The following is a 22290-nucleotide window of genomic DNA, read 5'->3' on the forward strand; positions in this document are numbered from 1 at the left end:
TGCGACGGCATCCGAGGCGGGTCATCAAGGGCGCCGGAGTCAAGCTGGAGGACGCCGATGAGCCGCGACTGCCTCGCCCCGCAGGCGCCCGCGCCGCCGGGCTTCGCATTGCCGGAGGGGGCCTGCGATAGCCACACCCACGTGTTCGGTCCCTATGCGCGCTATCCCCTCGCGGAGGACCGCAGCTACACGCCCCCGGAAAACGACGGCGCCGCGCTGCTGAGACAGCTCGACGCGATGGGTCTCGCGCGGTGCGTGATCGTCACGGCCAGCGCCTACGGGGCCGACAACCGGGCCATGCTGGAGGCGCTCGCGCTCGCCCCCGACCGCCTCCGCGGCGTCGCTGTCCTGTCCGCGGGCGTCGCCGAAGCCGAGCTCGACCGCCTGACGGAGGCCGGCGTGCGCGGCGTGCGTGTCAACCTGTTCCGGCGCGACGGCCATCAGGTCTATCGGAACGGCATGGGACTGGCGGTCCTGCAAACGCTCGCGCCGCGGCTGCGGGCACGGGGCTGGCACCTTCAGGCCTGGCTGCACGCGCCGGACCTGCCCGAGCTTTGGCCGGCCCTCTCCGCCTGCGAAATGACGGTGGTGATCGACCATATGGGCCGGATGAGCACCGCCCGGGGCGTCGACGACCCGGGTTTCGCGCTGCTGTGCCGCCTCGTGGCGGACGGGGCGGCCTGGACCAAGATCTCGGGGGCCGACCGCCTCACCGTGGCCGGTGCCCCCTACGACGACGTGGACCCCTTCGCCGCCGCCCTGATCGCGGCCAATCCGGAGCGGCTCGTCTGGGGCAGCGACTGGCCGCACATCAACTATTTCGGCGGGACGACCGAATGCGGCGTCCCGTCGGACGGCGATCTGCTGCGGGCGCTTCGGCGCTGGACGGACGACGGCACCCTGCGCCGCATCCTGGCGGATAACCCGGCCGCGCTCTACGGCTTCCCGTGAGCGGCGGCGCTACCGGGGCCCCGCGCCTTCCGGTATCAACGGCCGGTCGCGGGAGGGGCCGGCCGGTCCGGTGCAGGTCATGCGTTTCATATATGTGAATAGCTGCGTCGCGGCGCGGGCGTCATGACCCTGCGTGCCGACATTCCGCCCGAGGCGCAGGGCGCGGCCGTCAAGTCGGCCCGCCGGGTGGTCGAGGTGCTGGAGCATTTCGACCGCGTCCAGTGCCCGCAATCGCTCACCGAGATCGCGCTGGCGCTGGGCTATCCGGCCTCCAGCACCCTGGCCCTGCTCAAGAGCCTGCTCGCCCTCGATTATCTCTCGTACGACTTCGAGCGCCGCACCTACAGCCCGACCATGCGGGTGGCGATGCTCGGCGCCTGGGTGCAGGCCTGCGTGTTCCGCGACGGCGTGCTGATCCGCCTGATGGAGGCGCTGCAGGAGGCGACCGGCGAGACGGTCGTGCTCGGCATGCAGAACGACCTTCACGTGCAGTACATTCACGTGGTCCAGGCGCGCCATCTCCTGCGCTACCACCTGCACCCCGGCACGTTCCGGCCGATCCACTCCACCGCCGCCGGGCGGATGCTGCTGGCGCACCAACCCCGCGACGCGATCGCCCGGCTCGTGCGCCAGCTCGATCGGCGCGCCGGCGTGAGCCTGGATCTCGACACCTTCTGGGACGGTCTCCAGGCGGTCCGGGCCGCCGGCTACGCGTGGTCGGCCAATCAGGTCACCGAAGGTGCCGGGACCATGGCGGTGCTCGCGCCCAAGATGGCCGACGGGCGGGCCACCGTGCTGGGCGTCGCCGGCCCCCTGTCGCGGCTCGAACCGAACCGGGAGCGGATCCTGGCCAGCCTGCGCGGCATCGTCGGTCCCCCTTTGGCTGATGGAGAAAATTCACGGTTGTAAATTTTGCGGAAGTAAGCGACCCTCCGGCCAGACGCGCGCCGATGCGCCGGGCCTCGCACGGCCCGCGCCGGCGCCAGAGATGGGAGGCGCGGATGACGAGCGGCATCACCGAGCTTCGGGGGAAGCGTTACGATCTCGACCTGCCCTCGATGCGCGACCGGGTCTCGCCCGAGGAGTGGGAGGCGCGGGTCAACCTCGCGGCCTGCTACCGGCTGGTCGCCCTCTGGGACATGACCGACATGATCGCGAACCACATCTCGGTTCGCGTCCCCGGCGAGCCGGAACATTTTCTGATCAACGCCTACGGGCTGCTCTACGAGGAGATCGCGGCCTCGAACCTGGTCAAGATCGATTTCGACGGCAACATCGTCGACAAGCCCGACTTCGACTACGGCGTGAACCGCGCCGGCTTCGTGATCCACAGCGCGGTCCACCGGGCCCGGCACGAGGTCGATTGCGTGATTCACACGCACACGCCGTCCGGCATGGCGATCTCCGCCATGAAGTGCGGCCTGCTGCCGATGACCCAGACGGCAATGCGCTTCTCGACGGTCGCCTACCACGATTACGAGGGGGTGGCGGTCGATCTCGACGAGCAGAAGCGCCTCGTGGATGATCTCGGCGACGCCGACCTGATGATCCTGCGCAACCACGGCCTGCTGGTGGTCGGGCCGACCGTGCCCCAGGCCTTCAGCAACATCTATCGTGCGGAACTCGCCTGCAAGGCGCAGCTCATGGCGATGGCGGCGAGCACCGACCTCGTCCTGCCGTCCGACGAGATCATCGCCAAGACCAACCACCTCTACCGGCCGGAGGTGCGCCGCCCGTTCGGCGTGCTCGAATGGCCCGCGCTCCTGCGCAAGCTCGACCGGATCGATCCGACCTACCGGGATTGACCGCCATGGCCACGGCGCATCCGGGCACGGTGATCGAGGCGCTGGCGGATTACGCGGCCTCCGAGGGCGAGCGATCGCTGCCGGAGGACGTGCTGCACCACGCCAAGCGCGCCTTGATCGACTGGTTCGCCGCGCTCCTGCCGGGGGCGGACCTTCCGCCCGCGACGCTGCTCGCTGCGGCGCTCGCCGACGAGTTCGGGTCGGACGGCGGCGCCGTGGTGTACGGCACCGGCCGCCGGGCTCCCTTGCGCACGGCGGCGCTGATCAACGCCACCGCCTCGCACAGCATCGAGTTCGACGACATCTTTCGCGATGCGATCTACCATCCGGGCTGCCCGGTGATCGGCGCGGCGCTCGCGGTCGCGCAGACCCTCGGCGCCGACGGCGCGGCGCTCCTGCGCGCCATCGTGATCGGCTACGAGGTCTCGACGCGCATCGGCGTGGCGGTGCAGCCCTCGCACTACCGCTACTGGCACACGACCGGCACGATCGGGACCTTCGGGGCGGCGGCCGCGACCGCTTCCCTGCTCGGCCTCGATGCCGGGCGCTTCGCCCACGCGCTCGCCACCGCCGCCACGATGGCGGCCGGGCTCCAGCAGGCCTTCCGCTCGGATGCCATGTCGAAGCCGCTCCATGCCGGGCACGCCGCGGAGGCCGGCGCCCTCGCGGCGCTCGCGGCCGGGCGCGGCGTCACCGGCGCCCTCGACGTGCTGGAGGGTGACGCCGGCTTCGGGGCCGCGATGAGCCGGGGCGCCGAGTGGGCACACGCCGTCGCGGATCTCGGGCGCCGCTACAACATCTGCGCCATGACGTTCAAGAACCACGGCTGCTGCGGCCACGCCTTCGCGGCCATCGACGCCGCCCTGGCGCTCCGGCCGGATCTCGACCTCGACGCCATCGAGGCCATCACCATCGGCACCTACCGGACGGCCCTCGACGTCACCGACCGGCGCGCGGTCGCCACGCCGTTCGAGGGACGGTTCTCGACGCCCTTCACGGTGGCGAGCGCCCTCGTGCACGGCAGCGTGCGGCTCGACGCGGTCGCGCCGGAGCGCCTCGCCGATCCGCAGGTCCAGGCGCTGATGCGCCGCGTGACCATGGTGGTCGATCCGGAATGCGAGGCCGCCTTCCCGGCCAGGCGCTCGGCCGTGGTGACCATCACCCTGACCGATGGGCGGAGCCTCACGCAGCGTCAGCCGACCCGCAAGGGCGACCCGGACGCGCCGCTCACCGACGACGAGCTGGCCGACAAGTTCCGCGAACTCGCAAGCCCCGCCGTGGGGGACGCGGCGGCGCGCGATCTCCTCACGACCCTGCGCACCCTCGACACGGCTTCGGCCGGGGCGGTGGCCCGGCTCGGGCTCGGACCGCCGGGGCCGGACTAGCGTCCGGGCCGCAAGACCACTCCGCCAGAGCCGCGAGACCGGCCGGCGGCCTCCAGGGAGGAGAGCGCATGGACACGCGGGCAATCCCCGCCGGCCTCGCCGTACAGGACGGCACGCGGTCGGACGGGGTGACGGATCTGGAGCGTGACACGATCCGCCGGATCAACCGGCGGTTCATGCCGATCCTCGTCGTCGCCTACATGGTCTCGTTCATCGACCGGGTGAATGTCGGCTTCGCGGCGCTGACGGCGAACCGCGAACTCGGCCTCTCGGCCACCGCCTACGGCTGGGGCGCAGGGATCTTCTTCCTCGGCTACTTCCTGTTCGAGTATCCGAGCAACGTGATGATGGGCCGGGTCGGCGCCCGGTTCTGGCTGTCCCGCATCATGATCACCTGGGGCTTCATCTCGGCCGGGATGGCGCTCGTGACCGGGCCGGTCTCGTTCTGCATCGCCCGCTTCCTGCTCGGCGTCGCGGAGGCCGGGTTCTTCCCCGGCCTGCTCCTGTTCGCCGCGCTCTGGTATCCGAAGGCGTACCGCGCCCGCTGCATCGGCATCATGCTGGTCGGCATGGCGGTGTCGAGCCTCGTCGGCGCGCCGATCTCGGGGCTGCTGCTGGGGCTCGACGGGTGGCTCGGCCTGTCCGGCTGGCAGTGGATGTACATCCTCGAGGGGCTGCCGGCGGTGGTCCTCGGCGTGCTGCTGCTGTTCGTCCTGACCGATACGCCCGAGAAGGCCGAATGGCTCAGCCGCGCGCAGCGGGACTGGCTGCGGACGACGCTCGCGGCCGAGCCCACCCGGGCGCACGCCGCGCCGAACGTCTGGGCGACGATCCGCGATCCACGGGTGCTGTTCTACGCGCTGCTGTTCTTCAACGTCACGACGGCGAGCTACGGCCTGAGCCTGTGGCTGCCGCAGATCATCAAGGCCGCCGGCCTGACCAACGCCCAGACCGGCTTCGTGACCGCGATCCCCTACGCGTTCGGCACGCTGGCGATGGTGCTGGGCGGCTGGTGGTCGGACCGGCACGCCGACCGGATCGTGCCGACCGCCGCCATGACCTTCCTGGTCGCCGCCGGCCTGACCGCCTCGGTCTGGCTCGCCCAGCCGCTCGCGCAGTTCGCCGCGATCTGCGTGGTGATGATCGGGATCTACGGGCTGAAAGGCCCGTCGCTCGCCCTCTACACGGAGAGCTTTCCGGGGCCGGCGGCGGCCGGCTCGATCGCCATGGTGACGGCGCTGGGCAACCTGTCGGGCTTCCTGCCGCCCTACCTCGTCGGCTGGATCAAGGATGCGACGGGGCAGTTCACCTACGGCCTCCTGTTCCTGGCCGTGGTCGCCTTCCTCGGGGGCGTGCAGGCCCTGCTCGCCCCCGCCTTCGAGCGCCGCATGGCCGCGGCACGATGACGGAGGGACGCGCGATGCTCGCAACCGACACCGCCCTCGGGGAGGCGCGCCCCGCCCTCCACCGCCGCGTCGCCTCGATCCTCGGCGGGTCGGTCGGCAACCTGATCGAGTGGTTCGATCTGCACATCTACACGGCGTTCTCGCTCTACTTCGCACCGCAATTCTTTCCCGGCGACTCGCCGAACGTGCAGCTCCTCAACGCGGCCGGGATTTTCGCCCTGGGCTTCCTGCTGCGGCCCCTGGGGAGCTGGATCTTCGGCATCTACGCCGACCGGCACGGGCGGCGCGCGGCGCTGAGCCTGTGCGTGACCCTGATGTGCGCGGGGTCCCTGATGATCGCGATCTGCCCGACCTACGCGCAGGCCGGGATCCTGGCGCCGGCTTTGCTGCTCCTCGCGCGCATGCTCCAGGGCCTGTCCCTCGGCGGCGAGTACGGGGCGAGTTCCGTCTACCTGACGGAGATCGCGGATCCGCGCCGCCGGGGTTTCTTCAGCAGCTTCAACTACGTGACGCTGATCTCGGGCCAATTGCTCGCGACTTTCCTGCTGGTGGTGATGCGGATCCTGCTCAGCACCGACCAGATCGCCGGCTGGGGCTGGCGCATCCCCTTCGCCATCGGGGCGGCCTGCGCGGTGATCGGCTACGCCCTGCGCCGGAACATCGACGAGACCGACCAATTCAAGGCGCTCAAGCGGCGCGGCACTGCGGAGCGTCCGACCCTGCGCCTCCTGGCTGATCCGCGCGCGCTGGTGCTGGTCGCCGGCATGACGGTCGGCGGCACGGTCGCGTTCTTCACCTACACGGTCTACATGCACCGCTTCCTGTCGAATTCGGCGGGGCTGACGCGGGACCAGACGACGCTGGTCTCCTGCGTGACGCTGTTCGTGTTCGCCCTGCTGCAGCCGCTGCTCGGGGCGCTGTCGGACCGGATCGGGCGCAAGCCCCTGCTGCTGGCCTTCGGCGTGCTCGGGACGCTCGGCACCGTGCCGCTGATGACCGCGATGACGCGCGTCCACGATGCGTGGTCGGCGCTCGTCCTCCTGATGATCGCGCTCGTCATCGTGTCCGGCTACACGTCGGTGAACTCGGTGGTGAAGGCGGAGCTGTTCCCGACCAGCGTGCGGGTGCTGGGCGTCGGCCTGCCCTACACCCTGGCGACCTCCCTGTTCGGCGGGAGCGCCGAGTATGTCGGCCTGTGGTTCAAGCATCTCGGCCACGAGAGCCTGTTCTTCTACTACGTGAGCGCCTGCATCGCCTGCACGTTCGTCACGACGCTGTTCCTCAAGGAGGGCGGCACCGCGAGCCTCGACCCGGAGCGGGTCGGGGGCGAGCCTGACCGTCGAGGCGTCCCGTGACCGGCGTTGCGCCGACAGCCGACCCACCCCCCGATCGAGGATAGCCCATGGCAGACCCCCAACTCATCGTGCAGCGGGACGGGCCGATCGGCTGGCTGATCTTCAGCAACGTCGCCAAGCACAACGCCATGACGTTCGAGATGTGGGGCGGCGTGCCCGAAGCGGTCGCCAGCCTCGCGGAGGATCCGGAGATCCGCATCCTCGCGCTGAAGGGCGCGGGCGAGAAGGCGTTCGTGTCCGGCGCCGACATCTCCGAGTTCGAGACGAAGCGCGGCTCCGGCGAGGCCCAGATGGCCTACAACGCCGCCGCGGACGCCGCGACCGCGATCATCCAGACCTGCCCCAAGCCGACGCTCGCCATGGTGCGCGGCTACTGCATCGGCGGCGGCCTCGCCCTGGCGCTGGCCTGTGACCTGCGCTTCGCCGCCGAGGACACGCGCTTCGCCATTCCCGCGGCCAAGCTCGGCCTGGGCTACCGCTACGCCGGCATGCGCCGCCTCGTCGACGTGGTCGGCCCCTCGCGCGCCAAGGACATCTTCTACTCGGCGCGCCAATTCGACACCGCCGAGGCGCTCGGCATGGGGCTGATCAACCGGGTGGTGCCCAGGGAGGCGCTGGAGGAGGAGGTCCGCGCCTATGGCGCGCGCGTCGCCGCCAACGCGCCGCTGACGATCGCGGCCGCCAAGCTCGCCATCGACGCGGCCACCACCGAGCCGGGCCCGGACGCGCTTGCCGCCGTCGACCGAGCGATCAAGGCCTGCTTCGCCAGCGAGGATTACCGGGAGGGCCCGATCGCCTTCCGCGAGAAGCGGCCGCCGAACTTCAAGGGCCGCTGAGCGGCGCCCGACCTACCACGTCACGCGAAACCGGGAGACGCCCATGCCCTCTGCCACCGCGCTGAGCCGCTTCACGGTGCTGGATCTCACCCGTGTCCGCTCGGGCCCCACGGCCGTGCGCCAGCTCGCCGACTGGGGCGCTGACGTCATCAAGATCGAGCCCCCCGGGGGCGACCGGATCGGCGGCAACCGCGACGGGTCGGACTTCCAGAACCTGCACCGGAACAAGCGCAGCCTCACCCTCGACCTGAAGCAGCCCGAGGGCGTCGCCGTGCTGAAGCGGCTCGCGCGGTCAGCCGACGTGCTCGTCGAGAACTTCCGACCCGACGTGAAGGACCGCCTCGGCATCGGCTACGCGGCGCTGGCGGCGGAGAGCCCCCGGCTCGTCTACGCCAGCATCTCCGGCTACGGGCAGGACGGCCCCTACCGCATGCGCCCCGGCCTCGACCAGATCGCGCAGGGGATGGGCGGGCTGATGTCGATCACCGGCGAGGCCGGTGGGGGGCCGGTACGGGCCGGCATCGCGGTCGCCGATTCGAGCGCCGGCCTGTACTGCGCCCTCGGCATCCTGACGGCGCTCCTGGAGCGGGAACAGTCGGGCCAGGGGCAGTGGGTCCAGACCTCGCTCCTGCAGGCGCAGATCGCCCTGCTCGACTTCCAGGCGGCGCGCTGGACCATGGACCGCGAGGTCCCGCCGCAGATCGGCAACCACCATCCGACCGCGAGCCCGATGGGCGCGTTCCCGACCGCGGACGGGCACGTCAACATCGCGCCGATCGGCGAGGCCATGTGGCGGCGCCTGTGCGGCGTGCTGGGCCATCCCGAATGGGCCGAGGATCCGCGCTTCGCCGACCAGCCGGCGCGCAGCCGCAACCGCCACGATCTCGCGGAGGCGATCACCGCGGTGACGCGCACGCGCACGGCCGCCCACTGGGTCGAGGCCCTGAACGCCGCCGAGATCGCCTGCGGGCCGGTCTACACGATGGATCAGGTCTTCTCCGACCCGCAGGTGCAGCATCTCGGCATGGCCGAGACGGTGGAGCACCCGCGCCTCGGGCCCATCGGTCTGGTCGCCCAGCCGATCCGGATGTCCCGGTCGGAAGGCTCGGTGCGGACAGCGGCGCCCGATCTCGGTGCGCAGAGCGCGGCGATCCTGAACGCCTTCGGCTTCGACGCGCAGGCGGTGGCGGACCTGCGGGCGAAGCGCGTGATCTGAAGACCGGCCAGCCCGGCCCCGAGACCGGGCGGCCCTGAGGGAGGACAGCATGTCGGATCGGAGACGCCCATGGACCACGTGAGCCTCGCCGCGGTCCCGGACCGCGCCGCCGCCGGACGGGTCACGTCCAGCACCCGGATCTTCTGGATCACCTGGGCGGGCTGGATGCTCGATGGCTTCGACTCGGCCATCTACATCTTCGTGCTGGTGCCCGCGGTGTCCGAACTGCTCGCGGCCGGCGGCATCGAGCCCGCCCGCGGCACGATCGCGCTCTACGGCGGCTATTTCTTCTCGATCTTCATGCTCGGCTGGGCCTGCTCGATGTTCTGGGGCTGGCTCGCCGACCGGATCGGGCGCGTGACCGTGATGTGCCTGACGATCCTCGTCTACTCGGTGTTCACCGGGCTCTGCGGCCTCGCGGGCGGGCTCGCCTCCTTCGCGGTGTTCCGGTTCTGCGCGGGGTTCGGCGTCGGCGGCGAGTGGGCGGCCGGCACGCCGCTGCTGCACGAATCAGTGAGCGAACATCAGCGCGTGCGGCTCGCGGGCTGGCTCCACACCGCCACCCCGACCGGCCTGTTGCTGGGCGCGGCGGCCTCGTTCCTCGCCCCGGTGATCGGCTGGCGGGGCATGTTCCTGCTCGGCGTGCTGCCGGCCCTCCTCGTGGTAGCGATCCGCGCCACCGTGAAGGAGCCGCTGCGGGCGCAGCAGGCGCGCACCGAGCCGGGGGCCGATCAGCCGAGCCTCGCCGACATGTTCGTGGGCTCGCAGGCCCGCGCCACCTGGGCGGCCGGGCTGATGATGTCGTGCATCATCCTGGGCCTGTGGTCCTCGACCTACTGGGCGCCGACCCTGGTGATCAGCAAGCTCGTGGCCACGGGCTCGACGCCGGCCGCGGCGCAGAAGGTGGCGGCGATCAGCGGGATCATCACCAATATCGGCACGCTGATCGGCTGCCTCGCGATGCCGTTCATCGCGACGTGGTTCGGCAGCCGTCGCCGGACGGCGACAGTCTTCTTCCTGGGCGCCTTCACCATCAACCTCGTCGCCTATCTCGGCGCCGCCGTCTGGCTGGACAGCGTGACGCTGTTCATTGCGCTGCTGCCGCTCGTCGGCTTCTTCACCAACGCGGTGTTCGCCCTCTACACGATCTGGCTGCCCGAGCTGTTCCCGACGCGCCGCCGGGCGTTCGGATCCGGCTTCGCCTTCAGCTTCGGGCGAATCCTCGGCGCGCTGGGTCCGACGATCGTGGGCGGCCTCGTGGTGGTGACGGGATCGTACCCGGAGGCCCTGGCGATCATCTCGCTGATCTACCTCCTCGGCCTGCCGACGATCTGGCTCGCCCCCGAGACGGCCGGCCGGGCGCTCCCGGCCTGAGACGGGGCGGCTCGGCGAGCCGGAGGCTCCCGCCGGTTCGGCCGGACCACGGCGCGTGCCCCGTGCCGGTCCGCGGCCGAAGAGGAAACGCCCTGCCGGGGCGGCAGGATTGACCGTTCAGTGTCCGAACAGGGCCACGACGATGCCGACGAGCGTGCCGCCGGCGATCGGCGCGAACAGGGCCAGGACCGAGATCAGGATGATGAGCGTGACGGCGGCGTTCTCCTGCCGCTTGGCATGTGGGTCCGGTCGCCGCGGAGGCTCCCACTGCGGTCGGATGGATCGATCCTCGGGCGGGACGAACATCGGCGCCCTTTCGGAGCATGAGCCGCAACGGGGTGCCAACGCCCCGCACGCGCGGTTGTGTCGTCGCCGCGACGATCGCCCGCTGCCCCGATCGCGTCCTGCCGCGTTGTCCCACCCGAAACGCAGGAGACGGCGCATGGCCTACGTGACGATCGAGAAGGACGGCGAGCCCTGGATGCTCTGCCATTCGACCCATCCGGGCGAGATCGAGCGGCAGATCGAGGCCGCCAAGGCCGAGGCGCCGACGGCGACCTTCACGCAGCGACCCTCGACCCCGATCGAGAGCCAGCACTGTGCGGACGCCATGGAGGCGCAGGAGGGCATGGTCGAGGACCCGTTCAGGTTCTTCGCCTACCGCGTCGTCGATGACTCGCTCGCCTGAGTGCCGAGCCGGCGTGACGCCCGGCTGCGTGGTCCGCCCGCGCGAGCGGGTTCGAACGCAATCCATTTGACGGCTTTGGCCGAACCGAGGCGGGGACGGTGCTGCGAGCGGTCGCGCGCGGGCCGCATGCCGAGGATCCGGCCGCGGCGCGGAAACGGCCATCACGCGCGTCGATACGGTGCGAGCGATCAAGGCTTCCACGCCCACCCGTGTTGAGCGGAGGATCGTGTGGGCGTGGAAGGTCAGCGCTCGGCTGGTCGGCTCCGAATGAGCCCGCATGGTTAACGGATGGTTACGACCGGCCCCGCACGGATCGTCTCCCGCCGGTGGACGCGGATCGCGCCGTGCTGGGGTCAATCCAGCGCGGCCATCAAGGTTGGTTCGACGCCTGGATCGATCTGGTAGGACAGGGCGATGTTCGCACCATGGTTGATAAGCTGCATCTGACCGAACAGCATCAGAACAGCGAACATCCCCCAGAGGGCTACGAATTTCAGTGGCGGGCCATCATCGACCATTTCCGTCACTCCTGTGTGGCGAGCGCGAGAATGGTACGCGTGCAAACGTGACGAAACTTCATCCGAATAGGGTATGCGGCGTCAGAGAAAGTATCTGTTTGGCGGATATGTTTAATATCCCGCAGCGAAACAAGAATTCCGGCGATTGATCAATTCATCGTGAGGGCGTTGTGGTGTCTCGAAAACCCACCGCGTCGGACACGGGTCACGGATTCGGTGCCAACAAGCGTGGGTTTCGGTCTCGGCAGGCCGACGGCACCAGCTGCTCACAGGTTCTTACGGAACGGTTTTGCGGCTCAAATGGCCTGACCTGCCCGGTATCTTGGACCGAGGGTGCCGGCGCGGGCGGGAGTGGTGAGCCGGCGGGACTGGACCACGAGGTTCGAGATGCGGACCCCGCGCGACACGACGCAGGTGGGCGAGCGACCGGTGGCGCAGGCGTGACGGCCGCACCGTTGAACTTCGGCTGGCCCGATTGGGGTGGATTTCTGCCACTCCGCGTGATCCTGATGACAACGGACAGGTTGTTTTTGGTCACGCAAGGTACAAAATCCAACGTCCCAGCATTACTACTCGAAATTTCAGGAACACATGTGTTGCTGACGTTTGAAGAGACGGCGGTGTTTGCCCATGGGGATGCAGCGACTTGCAGACATCAACATGGATGGTCGGTGCCGCCAGGAAGACAATATTATTTTCTTCAAATCACGCCCGACGATGAAGCTTCATGCGCCGACGGTCTTGCTGCACGCCGATTTTTGCCATAGCGATTGGGCCAACGTGTTGGGTTTTATGAAATTTTGATGAATTTATCGAATGAATATGCCATTACTTTCAATAAAATCCGTTGATAAATCATACACTGGTCGCTCAGGATCGGTCCCTGTTCTAACGGGAGTCAATCTCGACATCCTGCGTGGGGAGCTCTGTGCGCTGATGGGGGCCTCCGGATCCGGCAAGACCACGCTGATGAACCTGATCGGCCTGCTGGACCGCCCCTGTCACGGCCAAATCCATCTGAATGGCGTGCCGACGGCAAACCTGCGCGACGACGCGTTGGCCACCCTGCGCAACCGCCAGATCGGCTTCGTCTTCCAGGCGTTCCACCTGCTGCCCCGCCTCTCGGCTCTGGACAATGTCGCCCTCCCGCTTCTGTATCGCGGCCTCGGCAAGCGCCTTCGCAGGGCGCGTGCCGCTGAGGCGCTGCACAGGGTCGGACTGGCGGACCGCGCATCCCACCGCCCGGACGAGCTGTCCGGCGGCCAGCGTCAGCGCGTCGCGATCGCGCGGGCGCTCGTCGGCGCACCGACGCTGCTTCTGGCCGACGAGCCGACCGGCAACCTCGACAGCTGGGCAGCCGACGATATCATGGCCCTGTTCCTCGCCCTCAATCGGGATCCCGGCGTCACCATCCTGATCGTGACCCACGATCCCGCCGTGGCCGCACGCTGCCCGCGCCGCATCGTCATGCGCGACGGCCGGGTTCTCGACGGCGCGGGCGTCCTGCCTTCATGACCGCCGTGGGCCAGGCGCGGCTGCGCGAGGTCGTCCGCGAAGGAGCCGGCAATCTCCGGGCCCTCGGAGCGCGTGCCCTGCTGGCGTTGACCGGCATCGCGGTCGGCACCGCCGCGGTGATCGCGATCCTGCATGTCGGCCACAACGCCCGCGCGGAGGCGATGCGCCAGTTCGAGGCCCTCGGCACCGATCTCGTGAGCATCACTCCGCACGGCGACAACCACGATGTCCCGGACCTGTCGCCCGAGGCGGTACGGGCGCTGCCCGGGCGCCGGATCGGGCTCGCCGAGGCCATCCCGATTGTGTCCGGCAGCGCCTCGCTGCGCATGGGACGCGCCTCGCTCTACGCCGCCCTGATCGCCGCCGACGAGGCGCTCTACGGTTTCGTCAAGGCACCCGTCGTGGCGGGGCGCCGGACCTCGGATCTCGACGGCGCCGCACCCTTCGTGGTCCTGGGGGCCGATCTGGCGCGGGATGCCGCCGCCTCCGGAAGACCCGTCCGGATCGGCGATCCCGTGACGGCGAACGATCAGGTGCTGACCGTGATCGGCATCCTGGGGCCGGCCTTTCGGAGCCCGCTGCTGGGCCTCGATCTGGACCGGTCGGCGGTGATCCCGTTCCAGGCGGCGCGGCGGCTGATGCCGGACGCGAAGATCACCAACGTGGCGGCGCGTCTCGCCCCGGGCGCGGACGATCGGGCGACGGCCCAGCGTGTGACCGACTATTTCCGCCTGCTCCTGCGCACCGGCAGCGTGCAGGTCAACACCGCCCGGCAGCTGATCGACGGCCTGGAGAAGCAGATGCGCGTCTACGCCCTGCTGCTCGTCGGCATCGGCACCACGTCGCTGGTGGTCGGCGGGGTCGGCGTCATGAACGTGATGCTGATGAGCATCCTGGAGCGGCGGCGGGAGATCGGCCTGCGCCGGGCGATCGGGGCGCGCCGGCGCGACATCGTCACCCTGTTCCTCACCGAGGCGCTGATCCTCTCAGGCATCGGTTCCCTGCTGGGGACCGGCCTCGGCACCCTCGCCGGCTGGATCTTTGCACGATCGTCGGGCTGGCCATTCCTGCCGGCGCCGCTGGCGCTGCCGCTCGGCGCCGGCATGGCGGTGACGGTCGGCCTGTTCTTCGGCCTCTATCCCGCCCTGAAGGCCGCGCAGCTCGATCCGATCGCCGCCCTGCGCGCCGAGTGAGGCCGGGGTTCGCCCGGACGACCGGGCGCCGGCCCCCCGATATGACATGCCTCCGATCCGCGCCCGGATCCTGAAGCGCCGCAGATCAGGCGGAGGGCACGAGTCGAAGACTCCGCGTCGAACCGGCTCCGGCGCGGACCGATCGAAGTGGAATCGTGACTGATTGGATTTTGCATAAAGAATTGTCTCGAACAGGTCGAAGATGTTCAGCTGTGGATGCGCTTCTGAGGTGATCGACATCCACCGATCGAACCTCAGCGACGGTTTTATTCAGATACAACCGTCTGTTGGTTGACCTCAGATCGCAAGTTTGTTCTGCTCGATGGGCCGGAGCATGACGCCCGGCGCCGAAGGTCTGCGGGATCCCGCGGCCTCCTCGGATCCGTGGGGCGATGCAGCCTCCGCAATCCCGCGCAGATCAGCCGAGCGACCGTCCGTGTAAGCCGACCGGCTGTTCGTACCCGAGCAGAGTGATTCCGCATCCGGAGCAGGGAGATTCGAACATGCGTGCTTTGATGGTTGGTCTATCTGGGCTGATCGGTGTTCTGTGTCTGAGCGACTCGGCCATGGCTCAGACGAGAAACACTGTCACGATCAACTTGCACAACCAGTCGAAACATTCGATAGGTCTTCACGACGTACGATCAATGCCTCAAGCAAAAAACTGGACGTGGAGCCCACAAACGGTAAGCCGCGGAGATATGGGAACCTTTATCGGGTACTGGGACGATGACCAGGCTCAGAATTTGACTGTAGAATTTGACGGATATACGCCAGGACCCTACGGGTGTCACGTTTCGTGTTCTGTTGGCATATCAATATACCCATCTAGTGCTGCAAGTAAAGGGGGGTATGGCTGTCCGACGCCGCCCGAAAAACCAAAATATACGGTGACCAGCAATAACAATTCTTGCGGAACTGTGAGTTGCTTCGATTCCAGCGCGGCTACGTGGAATAAAGAAACCTGCAGCTATATCGTTGAAATGGAATGGTCAGAATAACGTATCGACTGCGAACGCTCGGATATTTTGCGCCAGCATTCCTGCGACCGGGCGAAGCATCGCTTGATCGTTCGCATCAAACCATTCCTAATCCAGTGCATGACCGAGCGCCCTAGCCGAAAACGCGTCAAGCTTGACATCGAACTACCTCGTCGATGTCAAGTTCTGACATAATTGCGGCAGTCTATCATGTTTGAAGATTGGCAAATAAGCCCTCGGTCCATTGGGCCGGAAGCACAGGTTGATAATCAATCTGTCGATCGAAATCCGGCGACAAGGAACAGTCGTCTACACAGGAGTACGACATGGTATCCGCAGTTTCTTCCTCCTCCGCAGCGCTGAAGGTCCTGCAGGTGCAGGCGCCGCAGCAAGCGTCCACCGGTGAGCAGAACCAGGATCCGCTTAAGCAGGCGCTCGATCCGCGGTCGCTCGTGATCCTGCCCGCGCAGTCGTTCGACGCCCTGCTGAAGGTGTGGGCCGAGCTCCGGGGTGGCTCCGACCCGGTGCAGGCGTCTCAGAGCCCGCCGACCATACACCCGGGCGGAGGGCCGGCGCAGACGAGCATGCTGGCGGCGGCCGAGCCCGGACCCGACCAGGGGGCCACGTCGTTGAAGCACTGGTATCAGCAGATGGATGAACTCAAGCTCCATTCGAGAGTTCCCCTGAACAGCGCGCTGATGCCGTGGAACTCGGCCGATGTCATTCAGCAGTTGAAGGACGACGACGCGCATCACAGCAATCATAGAGAGCGCGCGCGCCAGATCCGCGCGAGCGACGCGTTGGTTCTCCAATCGATGGCTGAGACGCCGCCGGAGGACGTGGCGCAGATACGCGCCTTCGGCGGCGAGGTCTGGTACGAATACAGCCAGACCTTCGATCGGCCCAGCGACCAGGAATTTGCTCGCAACATCAAGAACTATACCCTGTACGGGCTCGGCCTCAACGAGCCGATCGACCCGTCCAACGAAATATCCCAGGCCTTGCTAAACGGCACGGCACGGGTCATACGCGCCTCCACGATACTGGGATCGCAATTCAAAAAAGACGTTAGTTACGACATGTACGCATTCAACTCTCAGGTCAATCATTACACTCAAGTCGGCGAATGGGGTCGGACTGGCCACAACGAAGATTATATGTATGAACTCGAGAAGAAGTACCCCACCATGAAGGTGTCCTACATCGCAGCCTATGGCGATTTCGGGTTCATCCTGTATCCGAAGACCGGGGCCGCGGCGGCTGCCTCCACGGCCGTAGCCCAGGGACAGGGCACCGGGACCGCCACGCCGCCCGCGACCGCACCCATACACTAAGGACCGATGCGCGCTTTGAACCGCCGCGGCGCGAACCCAGTCGCCGCCCGGCGAACCGGCTAGCGCCATGTCCCGTCGGATCCGATTGGCAAGAGCCGCGATCGGTCTCGTCGCGGTGATCGGGGCGGTCCACGAGTCTCGTGCGGCCCAACGGCCCTCCAAACCGTCCCGATCGGCCGCGCCACCATCGTTGGCCACCGCCACCCCGGACAGGAAGGCGAAAGCCGCGAGCGCGGCCGGCATCCCCCTCAGCCTGACGGACGCCGTGTCCCTGGCCCTGCGCGACAACCGCACCATCCGTGGCGCCTACATCGACCGCATCACCCAGAAATTCGCCCTGCGCGTCGCCGAGGACGGGTTCATGCCGCATCTCGGCCTCTCGGGCGGCGCGGTGCGGCAGACGATCGCCGGGATCACCACAACCAGCCTCGACGTCACGCCGGGCGTCACCGCACTCCTGCCCTCCGGCGCCACCGTCACGTTCGCCTGGGCCAACCACGCGAGCGCGGGCGCCGGCATCCGGACGCGCAGCACGGGCGGCCTCCTGTCGGTCACGCAGCCGCTCCTGCGCGGGGGCGGCGTCGACGTGACCCTGGCGCCGATCCGCTCGGCCCGGCTCGGCGAACAGGCGAACCGGCTGCGGCTCAAGGCCATCGTGTCGGAGACGATCGGACAGGTGATCTACGCCTATCGCGATCTGCTGCGCGCCCAGAAGGCCCTGGTGCTCGCCCAGGCCGCGGTGGGCCGCGCCGAGGAGATTGTGGCGATCAACCGTGCCCTGATCGATGCCGGACGGATGCCCGCGGTCGAGATCGTCCAGTCCGAGGCCGACCTGGAGAACCAGCGCCTGGGCGTGCTGGGCGCGACCCGGTCCCTCGACAGCACCCGCCTCCGGCTCCTGGACCTGCTCGCCCTCGACCTCGGAACCCCGATCCTGGCCGCCGAGAGCACCGAGCCGGCACAGGTCGCCACCCATCTGCCGCACCTGATGGCGGTCGCGTTCGCGCAGCGGCCCGACTATCTCGGCCAGCTCCTAGTGCTGGAGCAGACCAAGCTCGGCCTCGTCGTCGCCGAGAATGCGCGGCTCTGGGACCTCTCGCTATTCGCGACCCGGGCTGTCGGGCGCACGACGATCACGGGGCCGCAGGGCCGCGTCACCGGCCAATCCGACACCACGGTCGGGCTGGCCTTCAACGCCCCCCTCAACGATCTCCAGCGCGAGCAGCCCTTCGTCCAGGCGACGGCGAGCCGCCAGTCCGCCGAGTTGCAGTTCGAGACGATCCGCCGGGGGATCGAGCTGCAGATCCGCAGCGCGGCGAGCGACGTCGCGATCCGCTGGCGCCAGCTCGAAGGCGCGCGCCGCGCCCGCGATCTGGCGGCCCGCGCGGTCGAGATCGAGCGGGAGAAGCTCAAGGCCGGGCGCTCGGCCAACTATCAGGTCCGTGCCCTGGAGACCTACCTCCGCTCGGCGGACATCCAGCTTCTCGACACCGTGATCGGCTACCTCAATACGCTGACGCTGCTCGATCTCCAGCTCGGGACCACCCTCGACACGTGGCACGTCGCCCTGCGGGATTGACGCGCATGACCGAGCCCACATCCGAAGTCATGTCGGCCGCGCTGCCGCCGATCGCCGATGGGCGGAGGAAGATCGGCGCACCGCCGCGCGTCCGGCGCGCGGCTGCCGGTGTTTGCGCCGCCGCCATCGTGGCTCTCGCCGGACTGGCCTGGCTCCGGGGGGCGCCAAGGCTCGGTTCGGTCGAGCTCAAGGCCGTGCAGCCGGTCGCGGAACGCACCCTCACGGTCGCGCCCGTGGCCGCCGCCGCCTTCGTGACCCTTGCGGGCACGGTGGGGGCGGAGAAGGCCGTTCCGGTCGTCGCACCGTTCGACGGTGCGATCCGCGCGGTGCGGAAGCAGATCGGCAACGTCGTACAGGCCGGTGACCCGCTCGTGGTGATGGACGATGGCGAGATCGCCACCCGGGTGCGGGAGGCGCAGGCCGCCTTCCTGAAGAGCTCGATCGCCGCCGATCTCCTCCATCGCTGGGCCGACAGCCCCGAGGTGATCCGTGCCAAACGCACGCTGGAGAGCGCCGAGGCCGGCCTCGCGCTGGCCGAGCGGCAGGTGACGGAAACCAAGACGCTGTTCGACCGCGGGATCGTGTCGCGCAACGAGTATGACGGCCTCGTGCAGCAGCGCGACACGCAGAAGAAGGCGGTCGCGAGCGCGGGGATGGACCTGCAGACGACGCTGGCGCGCGGCGATGCGAACAGCCGGCGGCTCGCCGCGCTGGATCTGCAGAATACGCGATCCCGTCTCATGGACGTGATGGCGCAGGCCGACGGCAAGGTCGTGTGCGCGCCGATCGGCGGCATCCTCTCCCATCCACCCGTCAGCCGGCAGACCAATCAGCCTGCGGCCGAGATCGCGAGCGGCGTCCACGTCGGCCGGGGACAGGCGCTCTTTGCCATCGCCGACACGGCGACGCTGGTGGTGACCGGCCGCGTCGATGAGGTCGACGTCAACCGCATCCGGATCGGGCACCCGGTCGCGATCACCAGCGATGCCTTCCCGGGCGAGCCGATCGCGGGGCGCCTCATCGGGATCAGCGCCGAGGCCGATGCCACGCGAGGCGAGAGTCGCGCCCCCTCCTTCGAGGTGCGAGCCGCCTTCCCCAGGGACGCCAGCCGCGGTCAGATCCGCCTGGGCATGTCGGCCCGGATGCGCATCGAGATCGCCAGCAACCCGCAGGCGATCGTCGTGCCGATCGAGGCAGTCCGCGATCCGACGACGAATCCGGTGGTCCAGGTCCGCGATCCGGCGAGCGGCGAACCCCGCCCACGCCAAGTCCGGCTCGGTGCCACACAGCAGCAGGGCATCGAGATCCTATCCGGCCTCCGGGACGGTGATACCGTGATCCTACCTTGAGGCAGCCAAGTCGATGTCTCGGTCTGCTCGCGGCGCAGCGACTTGCAAGACGGCCGCATGCCTGCGTCACTCGTCGCGTCCTGAATGCGCAACTCGTCCGGATCGCTTTTCGAGTCGAGCGCCATTCCCTTACGGCCACGACCTCTCATTCGCCGGTGGGGCGAATGGTGGGGTAAACCCCATTTCATTTCATAAAAAGCTGTCAGATCACTAATGGCTGGCGGAGGGAGCGTCTCTCTAAGAGCCGTCCGCGACCGTCCGCCCATGTCGGTAACCCGTTGTTTTCACGAGAGCGCCCTCCCCCGCTCTGTCTTCCTGTACACGCACGGACACGCTACAATCCAGCTTCCTTTTGTAGGTAGTGCTGTAGGTATCGTGTCGAGACGAGCGCCAAGACAGCTCAGCGCGCTGAAGGTTTCCCGCACCCGGGAGCCGGGCCTCTACGCCGATGGCGGCGGACTCTACCTGCAGGTGACGAACGCTGAGGCGCGCTCGTGGATCTTCAGGTTCATGCTGAATGGCCGCGCCCGATCCATGGGGCTCGGCTCGCTGCACACGCTGACTCTGGCCGAGGCACGCAGCAAGGCCACGGAGTGTCGAAAGCTCTGCCTCGAAGGCATCGACCCGATCGAGGCCCGGGAGAATGTACGCGCCGCCGCTCGGCTCGACGCAGCCAACACCATCACCTTCGACGCCTGCTCCGAGGCCTACATCGAGGCGCACCGAAAGGGCTGGCGAAACCCCAAGCACGCCGATCAGTGGCGCAACACCCTCGCCACCTACGCCTCGCCCGTCTTCGGCCCCCTCCCCGTCCAGGCAGTCGATACCGGGCTGGTGATGCGCGCTATCGAGCCGATCTGGGGCGATAAGACAGAGACCGCGACACGGGTCCGCGGTCGTATAGAGGCGGTACTGGATTGGGCGGCTACCCGCGGCTACCGGCAGGGTGAGAACCCGGCCCGCTGGCGCGGGCACCTACAAAACCTCCTACCAAAGCGCTCCAAGGTTCAGCGAGTCGAGCATCACGCCGCCCTCCCCTTCACGGAGATCAGCGACTTCGTGCGTCTGCTCCGCGCGCAGGCCGGTACGTCTTCCCTTGCCCTGGAGTTCACGATCCTCACGGCCGCGCGGACGGGCGAGGTGATCGGTGCGACCTGGGACGAGATTGACCTCGCCGAGCGGACCTGGACCGTGCCGGCCGAGCGGATGAAGGGCGGCCGAGAGCACCGCGTGCCGTTGTGCGATCGAGCCGTGGTGATCCTCAAAAGCTTTAGGGTGCTCGGAGACAGGTACGTTTTCCCCGGCGGCAAGCGCGGCAAGCCTCTGTCCAACATGGCGATGCTGGAGCTGTTGAAGCGCATGGGGCGCCCGGATCTGACCGTGCACGGCTTCCGGTCGACGTTCCGGGACTGGGCCGCCGAGACCACGCACTTCCCGAACGAGATGGTGGAGATGGCGCTCGCCCATATCATCGAGAACCGGGTGGAGGCAGCCTACCGGCGCGGTGATCTGTTCGCAAAACGACGCGAGCTGATGAGTGAATGGGCGGACGCCTGCTATTTGCCGCGCCGAGTTGAGAAATGACGACACAAGAGCAGGCAGTGAAACGTGCGGCAGTTACTGCCGCGCTTCAAAAACTTCCTCTGCTTCCAGATGTCGAGAACACAATAGCACTTGCAGTCGAAGAAATACTTTTATGGACGAGATCTAGGGAAGTAGAAAATCGCTTTCTAAATCTGGGGCGAAGCGGTGTTGACAAAGAATTGGCAGTGATATCTCGACTCGCCGATGCTATGTCAGCGGCAATCGCTAATGCGCATCAGCCTACACACGCGACTTTGAGTGACCTCGGAGTCAATCGAAGTGACATATTTGATTTCTGCAGTAGAATAAGTGCCGCTTGCCGAACTGCAAATACAAGCGCTTTACCAATAAAGGTGCCACGTAGAAAAACGGCGGGCGTACCGCAAGCAGTTGCAATTAGTTTGGCTCATTATTTTCAATTACTGACAGGGAAGCCTGCCGCCATATCAACTTTTGAGGATGGAAAAGCGGGAGGGCGCTTTCTTCGTCTGGTTGAGGAGGTGTTCGAGGCACTTCCGGTTGATGCTAGTGCGGAGAGCTGCGCTCGTGAAGCAGTAAGGAGAAAAAGGGTACAGAGAAAAATGGCTAATAACTCCTTTTGAACGCAGTCCAATGAGCGACTAGGTTCCCCATATCGGCGCGGACACGTGCTGACAAACGAGGAATAGCCCTATGAACTCCAAGGAGTTTCAGGCGGTGCAGGGAGACCTGCGTGCGCCGCCGGTGAAGCTTGCCTACTCGGTGAACGAGGCTTGTCAGGCTCTGAGCCTCAGCAGAACCACCGTCTACGAAATGATCGCCGATAAGCGACTGCGCTCGTTCAAGGTCGGTGTAAAAACTCTGATCCCGGCCGACAGCCTGCACAGCCTTGTAGCGTCCTTGGTGCAGGAGGCAGCGTAGCACGATGCCCCTGAAAACAGTTGAGGGACGGAGCGCCGGCCAGCGCTCACGTCCCTCGGAAGATGTCGCTCGGCAGACCGACGCCTCCGATATAGCATCCTACCGGAACCCCGCCAACGGCAGGCCCTATGTTTTCGATAGCCGCGGTTGCTTTCTCGGCTTCGTGACCGGTCGCGCTGACGCCCGCGCTCTCATTCGGGAGGGCGTGTGATGTCGGTGCTCCCCACTCTCGCCCTCGATGAAGTGGCCGAGCGGGCCAGTCTTGCTGCCCGCTACGCCGAAGCTGCTGCAGCCCTCGCGGCGGCCGGGGATACACCCGGCA

General features: G+C 67.7%; 21 protein-coding genes. 19 read left to right on the forward strand and 2 right to left on the reverse strand.

Annotated elements, in window-relative coordinates; translation table 11 throughout:
- Positions 1-57 precede the first annotated feature (57 nt).
- From MKK75_RS02525 to MKK75_RS02565, 9 genes are all read left to right on the forward strand, one after another.
- Positions 58-951: an amidohydrolase family protein gene (locus tag MKK75_RS02525; protein WP_244041057.1), complete on the forward strand. Its 894-nt coding sequence runs from the start codon at positions 58-60 to the stop codon at positions 949-951.
- A 123-nt stretch (positions 952-1074) separates the two neighbouring features.
- Positions 1075-1860 carry an IclR family transcriptional regulator gene (locus MKK75_RS02530; protein ID WP_244041058.1) on the forward strand — a complete coding sequence of 262 codons (786 nt, stop codon included), beginning with the start codon at positions 1075-1077 and terminating at the stop codon, positions 1858-1860.
- A gap of 92 nt (positions 1861-1952) precedes the next feature.
- Positions 1953-2756: a class II aldolase/adducin family protein gene (locus MKK75_RS02535; protein WP_244041059.1), complete on the forward strand. Its 804-nt coding sequence runs from the start codon at positions 1953-1955 to the stop codon at positions 2754-2756.
- A gap of 5 nt (positions 2757-2761) precedes the next feature.
- The gene (locus MKK75_RS02540) at positions 2762-4141 is read left to right on the forward strand and encodes an MmgE/PrpD family protein (RefSeq protein WP_244041060.1); all 1380 of its coding nucleotides are present in this window, start codon (positions 2762-2764) and stop codon (positions 4139-4141) included.
- Between the two features lie 68 nt (positions 4142-4209).
- Entirely contained in the window at positions 4210-5547 is a 1338-nt protein-coding gene (locus MKK75_RS02545) for an MFS transporter (RefSeq protein WP_244041061.1), read from the forward strand.
- Between the two features lie 14 nt (positions 5548-5561).
- Positions 5562-6902 carry an MFS transporter gene (locus tag MKK75_RS02550; protein WP_244041062.1) on the forward strand — a complete coding sequence of 447 codons (1341 nt, stop codon included), beginning with the start codon at positions 5562-5564 and terminating at the stop codon, positions 6900-6902.
- A 47-nt stretch (positions 6903-6949) separates the two neighbouring features.
- A complete protein-coding gene (locus MKK75_RS02555; protein ID WP_244041063.1) occupies positions 6950-7738 on the forward strand; it encodes an enoyl-CoA hydratase in 789 nt (262 codons plus the stop codon).
- A 43-nt stretch (positions 7739-7781) separates the two neighbouring features.
- The gene (locus MKK75_RS02560) at positions 7782-8954 is read left to right on the forward strand and encodes a CaiB/BaiF CoA transferase family protein (RefSeq protein ID WP_244041064.1); all 1173 of its coding nucleotides are present in this window, start codon (positions 7782-7784) and stop codon (positions 8952-8954) included.
- A 69-nt stretch (positions 8955-9023) separates the two neighbouring features.
- Positions 9024-10328 carry an MFS transporter gene (locus MKK75_RS02565; RefSeq protein WP_244041065.1) on the forward strand — a complete coding sequence of 435 codons (1305 nt, stop codon included), beginning with the start codon at positions 9024-9026 and terminating at the stop codon, positions 10326-10328.
- Positions 10329-10445: 117 nt separating this feature from the next.
- On the opposite strand, the gene MKK75_RS02570 is transcribed toward MKK75_RS02565, so the two are convergent.
- Positions 10446-10634 (reverse strand): hypothetical protein, encoded by a 189-nt coding sequence (locus tag MKK75_RS02570; RefSeq protein WP_244041066.1) that lies wholly within the window; start codon positions 10632-10634, stop codon positions 10446-10448.
- Positions 10635-10770: 136 nt separating this feature from the next.
- On the opposite strand from MKK75_RS02570, the gene MKK75_RS02575 reads away from it, so the two are divergent.
- Positions 10771-11016: a hypothetical protein gene (locus MKK75_RS02575; RefSeq protein WP_244041067.1), complete on the forward strand. Its 246-nt coding sequence runs from the start codon at positions 10771-10773 to the stop codon at positions 11014-11016.
- 353 nt (positions 11017-11369) lie between these two features.
- On the opposite strand, the gene MKK75_RS02580 is transcribed toward MKK75_RS02575, so the two are convergent.
- A complete protein-coding gene (locus MKK75_RS02580) occupies positions 11370-11534 on the reverse strand; it encodes a hypothetical protein (RefSeq protein ID WP_244041068.1) in 165 nt (54 codons plus the stop codon).
- 440 nt (positions 11535-11974) lie between these two features.
- On the opposite strand from MKK75_RS02580, the gene MKK75_RS02585 reads away from it, so the two are divergent.
- From MKK75_RS02585 to MKK75_RS02625, 9 genes are all read left to right on the forward strand, one after another.
- Entirely contained in the window at positions 11975-12301 is a 327-nt protein-coding gene (locus MKK75_RS02585; RefSeq protein ID WP_244041069.1) for a hypothetical protein, read from the forward strand.
- A gap of 55 nt (positions 12302-12356) precedes the next feature.
- On the forward strand, positions 12357-13049 hold the full coding sequence (locus tag MKK75_RS02590) for an ABC transporter ATP-binding protein (protein WP_313901827.1): 693 nt from the start codon (positions 12357-12359) through the stop codon (positions 13047-13049).
- Positions 13046-14242 (forward strand): ABC transporter permease, encoded by a 1197-nt coding sequence (locus MKK75_RS02595; protein ID WP_244041070.1) that lies wholly within the window; start codon positions 13046-13048, stop codon positions 14240-14242. The genes MKK75_RS02590 and MKK75_RS02595 overlap by 4 nt, the downstream gene beginning before the upstream one ends.
- Before the next feature lie 1306 nt (positions 14243-15548).
- On the forward strand, positions 15549-16556 hold the full coding sequence (locus MKK75_RS02600) for a hypothetical protein (RefSeq protein WP_244041071.1): 1008 nt from the start codon (positions 15549-15551) through the stop codon (positions 16554-16556).
- A gap of 190 nt (positions 16557-16746) precedes the next feature.
- Positions 16747-18135, forward strand: coding sequence for a TolC family protein (locus tag MKK75_RS02605; RefSeq protein ID WP_244041072.1), 1389 nt, complete (start codon positions 16747-16749; stop codon positions 18133-18135).
- Between the two features lie 5 nt (positions 18136-18140).
- Entirely contained in the window at positions 18141-19484 is a 1344-nt protein-coding gene (locus tag MKK75_RS02610) for an efflux RND transporter periplasmic adaptor subunit (RefSeq protein WP_244041073.1), read from the forward strand.
- A gap of 408 nt (positions 19485-19892) precedes the next feature.
- A complete protein-coding gene (locus MKK75_RS02615) occupies positions 19893-21068 on the forward strand; it encodes a tyrosine-type recombinase/integrase (RefSeq protein ID WP_244041077.1) in 1176 nt (391 codons plus the stop codon).
- A complete protein-coding gene (locus tag MKK75_RS02620) occupies positions 21065-21670 on the forward strand; it encodes a hypothetical protein (protein ID WP_244041074.1) in 606 nt (201 codons plus the stop codon). Before MKK75_RS02615 ends, MKK75_RS02620 begins: the two co-directional genes overlap by 4 nt.
- 70 nt (positions 21671-21740) lie before the next feature.
- The gene (locus MKK75_RS02625) at positions 21741-21968 is read left to right on the forward strand and encodes a helix-turn-helix domain-containing protein (protein WP_244041075.1); all 228 of its coding nucleotides are present in this window, start codon (positions 21741-21743) and stop codon (positions 21966-21968) included.
- Positions 21969-22290: the final 322 nt, after the last annotated feature.

The organism is Methylobacterium sp. J-030 (genome assembly GCF_022829545.1).
In the GTDB taxonomy this organism is placed as follows: Bacteria; Pseudomonadota; Alphaproteobacteria; order Rhizobiales; family Beijerinckiaceae; genus Methylobacterium.